This window comes from Streptomyces sp. NPDC043853 (assembly GCF_056436025.1).
In genome coordinates, this window is record NZ_JBWKDJ010000002.1 from 247,944 (window position 1) to 261,908 (window position 13,965).

General features: G+C 74.4%; 15 protein-coding genes. 9 read left to right on the top strand and 6 right to left on the bottom strand.

Going from position 1 to position 13,965, the window contains the following annotated elements:
* Positions 1-57: 57 nt before the first annotated feature.
* A complete protein-coding gene (locus tag AC067U_RS06390; RefSeq protein ID WP_478828921.1) occupies positions 58-789 on the bottom strand; it encodes a response regulator in 732 nt (243 codons plus the stop codon).
* 97 nt (positions 790-886) lie between these two features.
* Complete coding sequence (locus AC067U_RS06395) at positions 887-1,702, bottom strand: adenosylcobinamide-GDP ribazoletransferase (protein WP_478828496.1); 816 nt, start codon at positions 1,700-1,702, stop codon at positions 887-889.
* 81 nt (positions 1,703-1,783) lie between these two features.
* Between AC067U_RS06395 and AC067U_RS06400 the strand changes: the two genes are divergently transcribed.
* The gene (locus AC067U_RS06400; protein WP_478828497.1) at positions 1,784-2,566 is read left to right on the top strand and encodes a hypothetical protein; all 783 of its coding nucleotides are present in this window, start codon (positions 1,784-1,786) and stop codon (positions 2,564-2,566) included.
* Here AC067U_RS06400 and pspAA read toward each other — a convergent pair.
* Complete coding sequence (gene pspAA, locus AC067U_RS06405; protein WP_478828498.1) at positions 2,538-2,816, bottom strand: PspA-associated protein PspAA; 279 nt, start codon at positions 2,814-2,816, stop codon at positions 2,538-2,540. The genes AC067U_RS06400 and pspAA overlap by 29 nt on opposite strands.
* A 14-nt stretch (positions 2,817-2,830) precedes the next feature.
* Positions 2,831-3,625, bottom strand: a complete 795-nt coding sequence (locus AC067U_RS06410) for a PspA/IM30 family protein (protein ID WP_478828499.1) — start codon at positions 3,623-3,625, stop codon at positions 2,831-2,833.
* A 304-nt stretch (positions 3,626-3,929) separates the two neighbouring features.
* Here AC067U_RS06410 and AC067U_RS06415 point away from each other — a divergent pair, with 304 nt between their 5' ends.
* Both AC067U_RS06415 and AC067U_RS06420 read left to right on the top strand, forming a co-directional pair.
* On the top strand, positions 3,930-4,532 hold the full coding sequence (locus tag AC067U_RS06415) for a DUF3043 domain-containing protein (protein ID WP_478828500.1): 603 nt from the start codon (positions 3,930-3,932) through the stop codon (positions 4,530-4,532).
* A gap of 59 nt (positions 4,533-4,591) precedes the next feature.
* Positions 4,592-5,356 carry a class I SAM-dependent methyltransferase gene (locus AC067U_RS06420; RefSeq protein WP_478828501.1) on the top strand — a complete coding sequence of 255 codons (765 nt, stop codon included), beginning with the start codon at positions 4,592-4,594 and terminating at the stop codon, positions 5,354-5,356.
* 41 nt (positions 5,357-5,397) lie between these two features.
* Here the strand turns inward: AC067U_RS06420 and AC067U_RS06425 are convergent, their stop codons facing one another.
* On the bottom strand, positions 5,398-5,610 hold the full coding sequence (locus tag AC067U_RS06425) for a hypothetical protein (protein ID WP_478828502.1): 213 nt from the start codon (positions 5,608-5,610) through the stop codon (positions 5,398-5,400).
* 94 nt (positions 5,611-5,704) lie between these two features.
* Here AC067U_RS06425 and AC067U_RS06430 point away from each other — a divergent pair, with 94 nt between their 5' ends.
* The 6 genes from AC067U_RS06430 to AC067U_RS06455 all read left to right on the top strand — a co-directional run bounded on the left by AC067U_RS06430 (position 5,705) and on the right by AC067U_RS06455 (position 12,727).
* Positions 5,705-6,907, top strand: a complete 1,203-nt coding sequence (locus AC067U_RS06430; protein WP_478828503.1) for a bifunctional adenosylcobinamide kinase/adenosylcobinamide-phosphate guanylyltransferase — start codon at positions 5,705-5,707, stop codon at positions 6,905-6,907.
* 96 nt (positions 6,908-7,003) lie between these two features.
* The gene (gene cobT, locus AC067U_RS06435; RefSeq protein WP_478828504.1) at positions 7,004-8,092 is read left to right on the top strand and encodes a nicotinate-nucleotide--dimethylbenzimidazole phosphoribosyltransferase; all 1,089 of its coding nucleotides are present in this window, start codon (positions 7,004-7,006) and stop codon (positions 8,090-8,092) included.
* A gap of 80 nt (positions 8,093-8,172) precedes the next feature.
* Entirely contained in the window at positions 8,173-10,074 is a 1,902-nt protein-coding gene (locus AC067U_RS06440; RefSeq protein ID WP_478828505.1) for a phosphatidylglycerol lysyltransferase domain-containing protein, read from the top strand.
* An 11-nt stretch (positions 10,075-10,085) separates the two neighbouring features.
* Positions 10,086-10,799 carry a hypothetical protein gene (locus AC067U_RS06445; RefSeq protein ID WP_478828506.1) on the top strand — a complete coding sequence of 238 codons (714 nt, stop codon included), beginning with the start codon at positions 10,086-10,088 and terminating at the stop codon, positions 10,797-10,799.
* Between the two features lie 72 nt (positions 10,800-10,871).
* On the top strand, positions 10,872-11,399 hold the full coding sequence (locus AC067U_RS06450; RefSeq protein ID WP_478828507.1) for a MarR family winged helix-turn-helix transcriptional regulator: 528 nt from the start codon (positions 10,872-10,874) through the stop codon (positions 11,397-11,399).
* 23 nt (positions 11,400-11,422) lie between these two features.
* Positions 11,423-12,727 carry a sensor histidine kinase gene (locus tag AC067U_RS06455; protein WP_478828508.1) on the top strand — a complete coding sequence of 435 codons (1,305 nt, stop codon included), beginning with the start codon at positions 11,423-11,425 and terminating at the stop codon, positions 12,725-12,727.
* A gap of 49 nt (positions 12,728-12,776) precedes the next feature.
* Here the strand turns inward: AC067U_RS06455 and AC067U_RS06460 are convergent, their stop codons facing one another.
* Positions 12,777-13,430 (bottom strand): spherulation-specific family 4 protein, encoded by a 654-nt coding sequence (locus tag AC067U_RS06460; protein WP_478828509.1) that lies wholly within the window; start codon positions 13,428-13,430, stop codon positions 12,777-12,779.
* Between the last annotated feature and the right edge of the window lie 535 nt (positions 13,431-13,965).

Consider the following 13,965-nt stretch of genomic DNA (forward strand, 5'->3'; position numbering starts at 1 on the left):
CCACGAGGGGCACCCACCGCACGGTGGGTGCCCCTCGCCCGTGCCGCCGGACAGGCCCTACTCGGCGCGGGGGCGGACCAGGCCCGATTCGTAGGCGATGACCACCAGTTGGGCGCGGTCGCGGGCGCCGAGTTTGGCCATGGCGCGGTTGACGTGGGTCTTCACCGTCAGGGGGCTGACCTCCAGGCGGCCGGCGATCCCGTCGTTGGACAGGCCAGCCGCGACCTGCACGAGGACCTCGCGCTCGCGGCCGGTCAGGGCCGACAGCCGTGCCGCGTGCGGGCCGCCGGGGACCCCCTCGGCGGTGTGCGCGCCACCGCCCTGGGCGAGGAAGCTGGCGATCAGGCCCTTGGTGGCGGCCGGGGAGAGCAGGGCCTCGCCGGCCGCGGCGATCCGGATGGCGTTGAGGAGCTCCTCCGGCTCGGCGCCCTTGCCGAGGAAGCCGGAGGCTCCGGCGCGCAGGGCCTGGACGACGTACTCGTCCACCTCGAAGGTCGTCAGCATCACCACCCGGACGGCGGCCAGGGCGGGGTCGGCGCTGATCATGCGGGTGGCGGCGAGTCCGTCGGTGCCGGGCATGCGGATGTCCATCAGGACCACGTCGACGGCGCGTTCCCGGGCCAGGGCGTAGGCCTGCGCCCCGTCGGAGGCCTCCCCCACCACCTCCATGTCGGGTTCGGAGTCCACCAGGACCCTGAAGGCGCTGCGCAGCAGTGCCTGGTCGTCGGCGAGGAGCACCCTGATGGGCCCGGCGGGCGGCGGGTCCGGCGGGGCCGGGAAGTCCGGCAGGCCCGGCGGTTCCGGCAGGTCGATCGGCGTCTCGTCCACGGGACCAGAGCCTACGCGGGCCGGCCCGCCGGTGATCGGCCGAGGGCGGGGACCACGGTCAGCCGAGGGCGAGGACCACCAGGGCGGCGGTGCCGGCGGTCTCCTCGACCGCGCCGAAGACGTCGCCGGTGACCCCGCCGAACCGGCGGACGCAGCGGCGGAGCAGGAGTTCGGCCGCGCCGAGGGCGGCGGCCACGGCCGCACCGCACTGGACGGCGGCGGGCACCCCCAGTGCCAGGCCCGCGGCGGCCGCCATGAGGACGATGACGGCGGCGAGGACGCGGGCGGAGGTGCCGGGGACGGCGCCGGCGACGGTGGCACCGAGGCCTTCGGGGCGCGCGGCCGGGACCCCGGCCCGGGAGGCCAGGGTGAGGGCGAGCCGGCCCGTGACGGCGGACAGCACGGCGGCCAGGGCGCCGTGCACCCAGTTCTCGGCGTAGAGGTCGGCGAGGGCGGCCGCCTGGATCAGCAGCACCAGCAGCAGGGTGATGACCCCGAACGGGCCGATGTCGGACTGCTTCATGATCCGCAGGGCGGTGTCGGCGGGCTTGGCGCTGCCCAGGCCGTCGGCGGTGTCCGCCAGTCCGTCCAGGTGGAGGCCCCGGGTGAGGACGGCCGGGACGGCGAGGGTGGCCGCGGCGGCGAGCAGCGGCCCGCCGCCGAGCAGCAGCAGGAGGACCCCGGGGACGGCGGCGAGCAGGCCGACGACGAGGCCGGCCAGCGGGGCGCAGACCATGCCGGTGCGGGCGGCCGGCCGGTCCCAGCGGGTGATCCGTGCGGGCAGCACGGTGAGGGTGCCGAAGGCGAACCGGATGCCGTCGCCGAGCGAGGCGCGGTCGGCGGGCGGGGAGTCGGGCGAGTGCGAAGCGGTCATCGGCCGGAACGCTACCTGCTCACGCCCCGCACACGACTACGGGTAAATTACCCGAAACGGGATGTATCGGGAGCTGGTGGTATGGGTCACTGGTGGTATCGCAACATCGTCGAGCCGGGAAAGCTCCCCCTGCTCCTCGCGCTGCTGTCCTTCGTGACCTCGTTCCTGGTCACCCGCATGATCACCCGGCTGATCCGGGCGGGCCGGGGCCCCTTCAAGAACATCACCCCGGGCGGGATGCACGTCCACCACGTGGTGCCGGGCGTGATCCTGGTGATCGTCGGCGGATTCGGGGCGGTGGGCAGCGGCCGGTACGGCTTCGGCGCGATGGTCTCCGCCGTGCTGTTCGGGCTCGGCGCCGGCCTGGTGCTGGACGAGTTCGCGCTGATCCTGCACCTGGACGACGTCTACTGGAGCGAGCAGGGCCGCAAGAGCGTGGAGATCGTGGTGCTGACCGCGGCACTGGTGGCGCTGGTGCTGGGCGGCTTCCTGCCGTTCGGGGTCAACGACCTCACCGTCGACGAACGGCAGAACCGGGGTCTGGTCGCCGTCAACACGGCCTTCAACTTCTTCCTGGCACTGATCGCCCTGTGGAAGGGCAAGCCGCGCACGGCGCTGATCGGCACCCTGGTGCCCTTCGTGGCACTGATCGGGGCGGTCCGGCTGGCCCGGCCCACGTCCCCCTTCGCGAAGCGGTTCTACGTGAACCGCCCGCGTGCCCGCGCGAAGGCGGGCCTGCGGGCGTTCCACCACGACCGGCGCTGGGCGGCGCCACGGCGCCGGTTCCAGGACTTCATCGGCGGGGCCCCGGACCCCGACCGCAAGCCGAAACGGCTCAGCCGGGGATCAGACCGTCGTCACTGAGCAGCTCGCGCACCTCGGCGAGGGTCGCGTCCGGCGGCGGGAGGATCAGCTCGGAGGGCTCCAGCTCCTCGTCCGCCAGGGGCGTGCCCAGCTCGCGGACCTTGTCCAGCAGGGCGTGCAGCGTGGCCCGGAACGCCGGGCCGTCGCCGTTCTCCATCTCCTCCAGCAGCATGTCGTCGAGCTTGTTCAGCTCGGCGAGGTGCTCGTCGGCGAGCTGGACCTGGCCCTCCCCCATGATGCGGACAATCATGACGGGCCCCGTCCCTACTGCTTGTCGAACCGGTGCTGGGACTGCGACTGCTGCTGTGCGGCACCCGGGGTGCCGCCCTCGATGGCCTGCTGCTGCGCGGAGGGGCCGCCGGCCAGCTCCGCCTTCATCCGCTGGAGCTCCAGCTCCACGTCGGTGCCGCCGGAGAGCCGGTCGAGTTCGGCCTGGATGTCGTCCTTGGCCAGACCCGACTGGTCGTCCAGGGCGCCGGAGGCGAGCAGCTCGTCGATGGCGCCGGCGCGTGCCTGGAGCTGGGCGGTCTTGTCCTCTGCCCGCTGGATGGCCAGGCCGACGTCGCTCATCTCCTCGGAGATGCCGGAGAAGGACTCGGCGATCCGGGTCTGTGCCTGGGCCGCGGTGTAGGTGGCCTTGATGGTCTCCTTCTTCGTGCGGAAGGCGTCCACCTTGGCCTGCAGGCGCTGGGCGGCGAGAGTCAGCTTCTCCTCCTCGCCCTGGAGCGTCTGGTGCTGCACCTCCAGGTCCCCGACCTGCTGCTGGAGCGAGGCGCGGCGGCTGAGGGCCTCGCGGGCGAGGTCCTCACGGCCCAGCGCGAGGGCCTTGCGGCCCTGGTCCTCCAGCTTGGCGGACTGGCCCTGCAGCTGGTTCAGCTGGAGCTCCAGGCGCTTGCGGGAGGTGGCGACGTCCGCGACGCCGCGACGCACCTTCTGCAGCAGCTCCAGCTGCTTCTGGTACGAGTAGTCGAGGGTCTCGCGCGGGTCCTCGGCCCGGTCAAGGGCCTTGTTCGCCTTCGCGCGGAAGATCATCCCCATACGCTTCATGACACCGCTCATGGGCTTCGCGCGCCCCCTTCTGACGGACTACGACTGCAGGTCACCAACGGTTGCGAACCTCAGGACCACAGTACGGGCCCTGCCTCCATTACCGCACTGTTCGAGCACGGATGCGCTCCTCCTCCGGGACGAGCCTGCCCCCGGGCCCTCAGGCGTAAGGAGTAGGTGATCCCCTCGGTGGCGCCTCCGGCGGAGCCCGCGGCGACACGTTCGGTGATCCCTCGCAGGGGAAGACGCCCGCCGTTGCCGGATCGTTCCCCGGCGAGGTGGGGCGGTGGCGTACGAGCACGTACCCTTGGGTGTTGTGTTTGGTAGCCGTTCCTCCAAGGAAGAGAAGGCGGCCCCCACCGACAAGGTGAGCGCCGACCTCTCCAAGCAGCCCCGTGACCCGCAGGCCCCCAAGGGCCGCCCCACGCCGAAGCGCGCTGTCGCACAGTCGCAGCGCAAGACCGTGGTGGCCTCGACCGGTAACCGCAAGGAGGACGCCAAGCGCGCCCGCGAGCGGCGCCGGGCCGAGCTGACCAAGCAGCGGGAGGCGCTGGCCAGTGGCGACGAGCGCTACCTGCCGGCCCGTGACAAGGGACCGGTCCGCCGGTTCGTCCGCGACTTCGTGGACTCCCGGTGGTCCGTCGCCGAGATGTTCCTGCCGCTCGCGGTGGTCATCCTGGTCCTGAGCATGGTCCGGGTCCCCTCGATCCAGAACATCGCGCTGCTGCTGTGGCTCGGCGTGATCGCGCTGATCCTCGTCGACTCCGTCGGCCTGTTCATCCGGCTGCGCAAGGCCGTGAACGAGCGCTTCCCGGACGAGCCGAAGCGCGGCGCCGTCGCGTACGGCCTGATGCGCACCCTCCAGATGCGCCGGCTGCGGCTGCCGAAGCCGCAGGTCAAGCGCGGGGAACGACCCTGAGCGCAGGCGGGCCCGGCGCACCGGTCGAGGAACCGGCGGGCTTCGCGGGCGGAGCCCGGATGTGGCTGGAAGGTCTGGGCGGACTGCGCAACGCGGTCCGTCAGGAACTGGTCGGCCGCCAGGTCGACGAGCAGATCGCCCAGCGCTTCCCGGTCGGTCAGCGGCTGCGCGTCCTGGACGTGGGCATGGGCCAGGGCACGCAGGCGCTGCGGCTGGCCCGCGCCGGGCACATGGTGACCGGGCTGGAACAGGACTCCGGGATGCTGGACGTGGCGCGTGCCGCGCTGGCCGTCGAACCGGCCGGGATCCGCGACCGGGTGCGGCTGCTGGAGGGCGACGGCCGGGAGACCGGCGCGCACTTCCTGCCGGGCAGCTTCGACGTGGTGCTGTGCCACGGGGTGCTGATGTACGTGGCCGAGCCGGACGCCATGCTCGCCGGCCTGGCCCGCATGCTGGCGCCGGGCGGCCTGCTGTCGCTGCTCGTGCGCAACGGGGACGCGCTGGCCATGCGGCCGGGGCTGGACGGTGACTGGGCGGGCGCGCTGGCCGCGTTCGACTCCGTCGACTACACCAACCGGCTGGGCCTGGACGTACGGGCCGACCGGCTGGCCGGCCTGACGGCCACGCTGTCCGGGATCGGGGCGCCGCTGCACACCTGGTACGGCGTACGGGTCTTCACGGACGGCACCGAGGCGACGGAGCGCTCGCCGCTGCCGCCGGAGGACGAGCTGGAGCGCCTGCTCGCCGCCGAGGAACGCGCCGGCCGCACCGACCCCTACCGCGGCGTCGCGGCCCTCCTCCACCTGGTGGGCGTCCGCGGGTGACGTGACCCCGCCCGGCGGACCGGGCGGGGCCGGGACAGACCCTACGCGTCCAGTGCCTCGCGCAGGCTCATCGCGTAGATCTCCTGACCGTTGTCGTCCGCGAGGCGGACGCGTTCGGTGCCGCCCTCCAGCAGGTCCTTCCAGTACTCGCCGATCCAGGACTCCGCGTCGCCCTGGGTGGTGAACTCCTCCGGCGCCACCGACGGTGCGGTCTCCGCGCCGTCCGCCGTCTCGAACCGCCACGTCCACGCCATGTCCGCCTCCGTTGGTCGTTCGTTCGCTGCCGTGAGTCTGCCCGCAGACTAGCCGGGCGCGCACCACCCCCGGGGACGCGGGAGGATCTTCCTTGTGGAACTGACTCTGCTCGGCACCGGCACACCCGAAGGACTGCCCCGCCCCGGCTGTCCCTGCGCCGCCTGCGCCGTATCCGTGGGCACCCGCGCCCGGGCCGCCACCGCCCTGCTCGTCGACGGCGCGGTGCTCCTCGACCTCACCCCCGGCGCCGTGCTCGCCGCGGCCCGGGCCGGGCATTCGCTGGGCGGGGTGCGCCAGGTGCTGTTGACCCATCCGCACGACGGGCCCGCCGTGGAGCTGCCGCCGGGACTGCCGGCCGCCGGCCGGGTGCCCGACGGACGGGAGCTGGCGGTGATCAGCGGCCACCGGGTGCGGGCCGTGCCGATGGACGCGCCGGGCACCGGGTACGAGGTCACCGGCCCGGACGGGGACCGGCTGCTGTACCTGCCGCCCGGCGGCGCCCCGGCCGGCGCCGAGGAGAACCACGGGCGCGTGTACGACCTGGTGGTCGCCGACGTGCTCGGCCGGCCCGACGCCATCGCCCGGCTGCGCGCCGTCGGCGCGATCGGGCCGGCCACCGACGTGATCGCCGTGCACCTCGACCACGACGTCCCGCCGGGTCGGGAGCTGGAGCGCCGCTGCGCCGCGGCCGGTGCCCGGGCGGTCCCGGACGGCAGCACCCTGATCGTCGGCGAGTACCACGCCGTGCCCGACCTGCCCCGCCGCACCCTGGTGCTCGGCGGCGCCCGGTCGGGGAAGTCGGTGGAGGCCGAACAGCGGCTCGCCGCCTTCCCCGAGGTGCACTACGTCGCCACCGGCGGCACCCGCGAGGGCGACCCGGACTGGGCGGCCCGGATCTCCCTGCACCGGGACCGCCGCCCCGGGTCCTGGCGGACCCTGGAGACCTGCGAGATCGTGCCGCTGCTCGCCGTGGATGGGCCGCCGCTGCTGATCGACTGCCTGGCGCTGTGGCTGACCGACGCGATGGACCGGGTCGGCGCCTGGGACGACGAGACCTGGGCTGCGAGCGGCCGGCAGCGGCTGCGGGAACGCACGGCGGAGCTGGTGGCCGCCGTGCGCGCCACCGGCCGGACGGTGGTGGTGGTGAGCAACGAGGTCGGCTCCGGCGTGGTCCCGGCGACGCCCGCCGGGCGCCGCTTCCGGGACGAGCTGGGCCGGCTGAACGCGGCCGTGGCCGGGGAGTGCGAGCACGTCCTCCTGGTGGTCGCCGGGCAGGCCCTCGTACTGAAGGAATAGCCCGCGGGCCGGTCCCGGACACCGGTTCCGAACCGGTGTCCGGGTGCGGCTCCGGGCGGGGCCGGACACCCGCCTCCCGCCTGTACTGTTCGGGAAATGACCACGCTGAATCTCGACGACTTCTCCGATCTGATCGAGCGCCCCGACGGGGGCGTACGGCGGGACGCCGAGGACCGCCGCGAACGGCTGGCCGTGCCGCCCGGTGCCCTGGGCCGGCTGGACGAGCTCGCCGAGTGGCTCGCCGCCGCGCAGGGTTCCGTGCCGGTACGGCCGGTGGAGCACCCGAAGGTCGTGCTCTTCGCCGGTGACCACGGAGTGGCCGGGCTGGGCGTCTCGGCCCGTCCCGCCGGCGGGACGCACGCGCTGGTGCGGGCCGTGCTCGACGGGCGGAGCCCGGTGTCGGTGCTGGCGGGCCGACTGGGTGCCGGGATCCGGGTCGTGGACGCGGGTCTGGACTGCGATCCCGCTCTGCTGCCCGAGGAAGTCGTACGGCACCGGGTGCGGCGCGGCAGCGGCCGGATCGACGTCGAGGACGCGATGAGCGCGGCGGAGACCGAGGCGGCGGTGCGGCTGGGCATGCGCATCGCCGACGAGGAGGCCGACTCCGGTACGGACCTGGTGGTGCTCGGTGATCTGAGCGTCGGCGGGACCACGGCCGCGGCGACCCTGGTGGCGGCGCTGTGCGGGACGGACGCCTCGGTGGTGACCGGGCGCGGTGGCGTCCCCGTCGACGACCTGGCCTGGATGCGCAAGTGCGCGGCCGTCCGCGACGCGCTGCGCCGGGCCCGTCCGGTGCTGGGCGACCAGCTGGAGCTGCTCGGGGCGGTCGGCGGTGCCGACCTGGCCGCGATGGTCGGCTTCCTGCTGCAGTGCGCGGTCCGCCGTACGCCGGTGATCCTCGACGGGGTGGTGTCGGCGGCCTGTGCCCTGGTGGCGCAGCGGGCCGCGTTCCGCGCCCCGGACTGGTGGCTGGCGGGCCAGGCCAGCGGTGAGCCGGCCCAGGCCAAGGCGCTGGACCGGATGGCGCTCAACCCTCTGCTCGACCACGGCGTCACTGTGGGCGAAGGAACCGGGGCGCTGCTGGCGCTCCCGCTCGTCCAGGCCGCCGCGGCGCTCGCGGCGGAGCTGCCGGAGCGGGACGCCGACGAGGCGGACGCGGTGGACGAGGCGGAGAAGACGGACTGAACGTCCGGGGGCGGCGGCCCCGACCGGGCCGCCCGTCCCGGCTCTGCCGCGAAACGCGACGCCCCATATGATCGCTTTTCATGGGAGAGGTCCGTTTGACCAGCGCAGACCCCGTCCGGCAGCACGACCGCGCCCCCGGCCGTGCACCGACCGGCGGAACCACCGGCGGAACCACTGCCGGAAGCACCGGCGGAAGCAGCAGGGGCACCGGCGCGGGGGCCGGCCGGGGGAGCGAGCGGTCGGTACGGGCGGCGGCCTTCGCGGTCTGGTACCTGCGGGCCGTCACCTTCGTCAACTTCCTCAGTGCGGTCTGGGTTTCGCTCGGGCAGGACCTGCGCGCCCACAACACCGCGAGCTACTTCACCCCGTACCTGCTGACCGCCGGCTTCGGCTCCGGCCTGTTCTCGCTCTTCCTCGCGGTGACCACGGGCCGCCGCAAGCGGGCCGCCTGGATCCTGAACCTGGTGATCAGCGGCCTTCTCACGGTGTTCCTGGCCTACTACTGCACCACCGACCCGGAGATCCGCTCGCACGCGCAGAACTGGGTCTCCCTCGGCCTGACCGCCGCCTTCGTCGGCGCCCTGCTGCTGGGCCGCCGCGAGTTCTACGCCAAGGGCGACCGGTCCAACCCGAAACTGGCCGCGGCCGTCGCCGCCGTCGGACTGCTCGTCACCTCGCTGGTAGCGGCGCTGCTGGTCGGCCTCACCAACACCGCCGGGGACGGCGCGGAGGCCTCCTTCATGGCCCGCTGGCGGTACGGGGTGATGCGCCTGGTCACCCTCGCCGAGAGCGACCACGGCTACCGGGACATCGTCACCCCCGGCTGGGTCGACGTGTTCATCAACCTGATGTCCTTCCTGCTGCTGCTCGCCGTGCTGCTGGCCGCGTTCCGGTCCCGTCGGGCCGTCGACCCGCTCACCGAGGAGGACGAGGAGCGGCTGCGCGCGCTGCTCGCCCGGCAGGGCGACCGCGACTCGCTCGGCTACTTCGCCCTGCGCCGCGAGAAGTCCGTGATCTGGTCCCCCACCGGCAAGGCGGCCGTCACCTACCGGGTGGTGGGCGGGGTGTCGCTGGCCTCCGGCGACCCGATCGGCGATCCCGAGGCCTGGCCCGGCGCCATCGAGCCGTGGCTGGCCGAGGCCCGCGAGCACGGCTGGGTGCCGGCCGTGATGGGCGCGAGCGAGGAGGCCGGCACGGTGTACGCCCGGCACGGGCTGGACGCGCTCGAACTGGGCGACGAGGCGATCGTGGAGACCGCCGAGTTCACCCTGGAGGGCCGCGCCATGCGGACCGTACGGCAGGCGTACAACCGGGTGAAGCGGGCCGGGTACCAGGTGCGGATCCGACGGCACGCCGACATTCCCGCCGAGCAGATGGACGAGCTGCTGCGCCGCGCCGACGACTGGCGCGACGGCGCCACCGAGCGCGGCTTCTCGATGGCGCTGGGCCGACTCGGCGATCCGGCCGACGGGCAGTGCGTGATGCTGGAGTGCACCGACGGCACGGGCGAGTTGCGCGCGCTGCTGTCCTTCGTGCCGTGGGGGCCGGGGGGCCTGTCCCTGGACCTGATGCGCCGTGACCGGGACTCCGAGAACGGCCTGATGGAGTTCATGGTCATCGAACTCCTGGAACGCTCCAGGGAGATCGGCGTCAGCCAGGTCTCGCTCAACTTCGCCATGTTCCGGTCCGTCTTCGAGCGCGGCTCGCGGCTGGGCGCGGGGCCGGTGCTGCGCCTGTGGCGCTCGCTGCTGTCGTTCTTCTCGCGGTGGTGGCAGATCGAGTCGCTGTACCGGGCCAACGCCAAGTACCGGCCGATCTGGGAGCCCCGGTTCATGCTGTTCGAGAAGAGCTCCGACCTGCTGCGGATCGGGCTCGCGGCGGGGCGCGCAGAAGGTTTCCTTGAAGCACCCCGGCTGCTGGGGGTCCCCCCGCGCGCCGCGTGGGGGAGGCTGCACCGGAAACACCTGGGGGCCAGGCGTTGACCCTCCCGGCCGTGCGGCGGTTCGCCGAACGCGAATGGGGGCCGCTGTACCGGACCGTGCGGATCGCGCTGGTCAGGCGCGGGTGGCGGGCGGTCCCGATGACCCTGGGCGCCGTGTGTCTGACGCTGGTGTTCCAGATCGTGCAGAACCAGAGCTGGGGATTCCCCTTCGTCCAGGACCTCGGGTCGGTGAAGGCCTCCGACCCGTTGTGGCTGGCGCTGCTGCGGACCCCGCTCTCGCTCTTCGTGCCCGCCCTGGACCTGCCGGTGTGGGGCGCGCTCGCGCAGATGCTGCTGGTCTTCGGGATCGCGGAGATCTGCGTCGGCTGGTGGCGCACCCTGCTGATCGGCTACGTCGCCACGCTCGCCGGGACCACGTACGCCCGGGTCGGGCTCGGTCTCGGCCCGGACCACCCGCTGGGCCTCCCGGCCTCCGACCGCCTGATCGTGGACACCGGCCCCTCCGCGGCGGTGGTCGGCCTCTCGGTGTACGTGTGCTGGCGCTACGGGGCGTACGTCACCGGAGCCGCGGTGGTCCTGATGATGGCCGTCGAGCTGCTGGTCAAGGACAACCTGGCGGGCAAGGAGCACCTCGCGGCGATCGCCGCCGTGGCGCTGCTGTGCGCGGTCCTGTCGGCGGCCGGCCCCCGGCCCCGGCGCGGACACCGCCTCCGGCTCCGGTTCCGGCTCCGGCGAAAACCGCCGCTCCACACGCGCTCGGGTTGACCTCGAGCGGACCTGAGGTTGCAGGATGGCGTTGATCACGCACCTGATGCGCAGCCACGGGGAGGCACCACCATGACCAGCACCGGTACGACCGGCGGGAGCGTCACGACCGGCGGGACCGACGCCGAGAACGATCCCGCCGTCCTGGCCCGTCAGCCCGTCGGCAGCGTCTCCGACGCCGTCCACCGGGAGGTCATCGCCTACATCCGGGGCAGGCTCGGCGAACTGGGGCTGACCCAGCCGCAGTACTGGACGATCCGCTACCTGCACCCGGAGGACCTCTCGGCGGACGGCGCGGGCCGGACCCCGGCCGAACTGGCCGCGCTGCTGGAGCCCTACCTGCTCCCCCAGGACCGGCCGGCGGAGGACGCGGACGACCTGGTCGGACGCGGGCTCCTCACCCGTGACGCCGAGGGGCGCCTGTGGCTCGCGGAACCGGGCCGGCAGGCCCACGCGGAGGTCAAGAAGATCCTCCCCGGAATCCGCGCCCACATCCACGACGGCATCGACGACGCCGACTACGCGACCGCCGTACGGGTGCTGCGCCGGATGATGCGGAACGTGGGCGGAACGGCCGCGCTGGAGCGATACCCGCTCTGAGCGGGAGGCCGTACCGTATCGGGATGCTGACGAAACACCTCGCGCCGCGTCCCCGGCCGGGCGGCGGAGCGGTCTGTTCCACCCGCGAGTGGATGACGGCGCATCCGCTCGCGACCGACGCCCTGCTCGCGCTCGGGGTGCTCGTCGCCATGTTCGTCGGCTCCTTCGCCGACCCGCACGGGCCGCACGGGCCCACCTTCGGGACGCGGGCGCCGCACCCGTTCTCGCTGGTGCTGATGGTGCTGGGGGCGGCCGCGCTGGTCCTGCGGCGGCACCGGCCGCGGAGCGTGCTCGCCGCGACGGTCGCACTGACCCTGGTGGAGCTCGTCACCGGGGAGCCCCGGGCCCCGGTCGCCTTCTGCGCGGTGGTCGCCCTCTACACGGTGGCCTCGCAGACCGACCGGCCCACCACGTGGAGGCTCGGACTGCTCACCATGACCGGGCTGACCGGGGTGGCCATGGCGGCCGGGCCGGCGCCCTGGTACGCGCAGGAGAACGTGGCGATCTTCGCCTGGACCGGAATGGCCGCGGCGGCCGGGGACGCGGTGCGCAGCCGGCGGGCCTTCGTGGACGCCATCCAGGAACGGGCCGACCGGGCCGAGCGGTCCCGGGAGGAGGAGGCGCGGCGGCGGGTCGCCGAGGAGCGGCTGCGGATCGCCCGGGACCTGCACGACGTGGTGGCCCACCACATCGCGCTGGTCAACGTGCAGGCGGGAGTGGCCGCGCACGTCATGGACAAGCGGCCGGACCAGGCGAAGGAGGCCCTCGCGCACGTACGGGAGGCCAGCCGGTCGGCACTGAACGAACTGCGCGCCACGGTCGGACTGCTGCGGCAGTCCGGCGACCCGGAGGCACCGACCGAGCCGGCGCCGGGGCTGGGCGTGCTCGACGACCTCGTGGACACCTTCCGGAACGCCGGGCTGCCGGTGCGGCTGGCCGTCCAGCGGAGCCCGGAGGGGGAGCCCGGCCTCCCGGCCGCGGTGGACCTGGCGGCGTACCGGGTCATCCAGGAGGCGCTGACGAACGTCCGCAAGCATGCCGGGCCGGAGGCGAAGGCGGAGGTCAGCGTGGTGCGGGTGGGCACCTCGGTGGAGATCACGGTGCTGGACGACGGCGGGACGGGCGCTCCGGAACCGGCCACCGTCCCGGCGGGCTCTCCGGCCGCCCCTCCGGCCGCCTCCCCGGCCGCGGACGCGCCCTCACCGGTGCCGGCCGGCGGCCACGGGCTGCTCGGCATGCGCGAGCGGGCGGGGGCGCTGGGCGGCACGTGCTTCGCGGGGCCGCGGTACGGCGGGGGCTACCGGGTGCACGTGGTCCTGCCGGTCTGAGGACCCGCCGGGGCTCACGTCTCAGCTCGCACGGCTCACGGCTCACGGCTCACAGGTCGTACGGCAGTTCCTGCCACGGGTGCGTTCCGGTGCCGGACACCGCCCCGTGCACCCCGGCGTGCCGGGCCGCGGCGAGCGCGGCCACGGCGGTGGGTGCGGTGCCGGGCGGCACGCCGTGGACGAGGTGGCAGAACCGGGCGGCCGGATGCCCGGCGGTCCACTCCGGCAGCGACCCGGCCGATTCGTGCCGGTACGCCTCCCAAGGGCCCTCGAAGGTGACCAGCAGGTCGGCGAGTTCGGCGAACCCGGGGTGCGGGTGGGTGCCGTGGTTGAGGACGAGGGTACGGGCGCCTGCGGCGCGGGCGGCGACGGCGAGCCGCCGGTAGTGCGGCAGGGCCTCGGCGCCGGCCGCGGCCTGGTCCAGGAAGGCTCCGTCGGTGGCGTACCAGTCGCGGTGCCGGAGCAGCTCCTGCACGACGTCGGCGTGCGGGCGGCGGCCGTAGTCGGTGTCGACGTAGCCGAGCACGGCGACGCCGGCGCCGCGCAGCCGTGCCGCGGCCGCGGCGAACGCGTGGTCCGGGGCGGTGCCCGGGCCGCTGGCCGGATTGAGCACGACGGAATGCAGGCGGTCGGCGGACCGGGTGAGGGCGGCCCATGCGTCGGGCTGCTCGGCGGGATGCTCGTAGTAAGGGACCAACAACATGCTTCCTCCGTAACGGACGTGGATTACGCTGCTCCGCCCCTGGCGCGGCCGCCCCCGCCAAGTTGCGGCCCCCGCCGAGGCCCAGCCCACCTCCGCCGAGGTCTGGGCGACCCCCGCCGAGGTGTGGGCGGCCCCCGCCAAGGTGTGGGCGACCTCCGCCGAGGTGTGGCGGCCCCCGCCGAGGTGTGGGCGACCTCCGCCGAGGTGTGGCGGCCCCCGCCGAGGTGTGGGCGACCTCCGCCGAGGTGTGGGCAGGCGTTCCGCAGGGCGGAACGGGTGGGCACACCGGAACGCCGCCCAGCGGGCAGCGCTCCCGCCCCACCGAAGCCATGCCTCGGCTCCGGCCGCAACGCCGCCCGGCCAGGGCAGTGGCTTCGCCGGGCCCGGCACCACCCGGAGCGGGAGCTCCGCCCGGACGGGGCCCGGCCCCGCAGCCGGACCGGGGCACGGCGAGGCTGCGCGAGCCCTCGCGGGACCGGGGTGCCGTGTGCCCACCCGTGCCGCCCAGCGGCACGACTGCCCACACGGCCGGCGG

Coding starts and splice junctions, on each gene's coding strand:
- AC067U_RS06395 (WP_478828496.1), bottom strand. CDS start 1,702: ATGACCGCTTCGCACTCGCCCGACTCCCCGCCCGCCGACCGCGCCTCG.
- AC067U_RS06400 (WP_478828497.1), top strand. CDS start 1,784: ATGGGTCACTGGTGGTATCGCAACATCGTCGAGCCGGGAAAGCTCCCC.
- pspAA (WP_478828498.1), bottom strand. CDS start 2,816: ATGATTGTCCGCATCATGGGGGAGGGCCAGGTCCAGCTCGCCGACGAG.
- AC067U_RS06410 (WP_478828499.1), bottom strand. CDS start 3,625: ATGAGCGGTGTCATGAAGCGTATGGGGATGATCTTCCGCGCGAAGGCG.
- AC067U_RS06420 (WP_478828501.1), top strand. CDS start 4,592: ATGTGGCTGGAAGGTCTGGGCGGACTGCGCAACGCGGTCCGTCAGGAA.
- AC067U_RS06425 (WP_478828502.1), bottom strand. CDS start 5,610: ATGGCGTGGACGTGGCGGTTCGAGACGGCGGACGGCGCGGAGACCGCA.
- cobT (WP_478828504.1), top strand. CDS start 7,004: ATGACCACGCTGAATCTCGACGACTTCTCCGATCTGATCGAGCGCCCC.
- AC067U_RS06440 (WP_478828505.1), top strand. CDS start 8,173: ATGGGAGAGGTCCGTTTGACCAGCGCAGACCCCGTCCGGCAGCACGAC.
- AC067U_RS06450 (WP_478828507.1), top strand. CDS start 10,872: ATGACCAGCACCGGTACGACCGGCGGGAGCGTCACGACCGGCGGGACC.
- AC067U_RS06455 (WP_478828508.1), top strand. CDS start 11,423: ATGCTGACGAAACACCTCGCGCCGCGTCCCCGGCCGGGCGGCGGAGCG.
- AC067U_RS06460 (WP_478828509.1), bottom strand. CDS start 13,430: ATGTTGTTGGTCCCTTACTACGAGCATCCCGCCGAGCAGCCCGACGCA.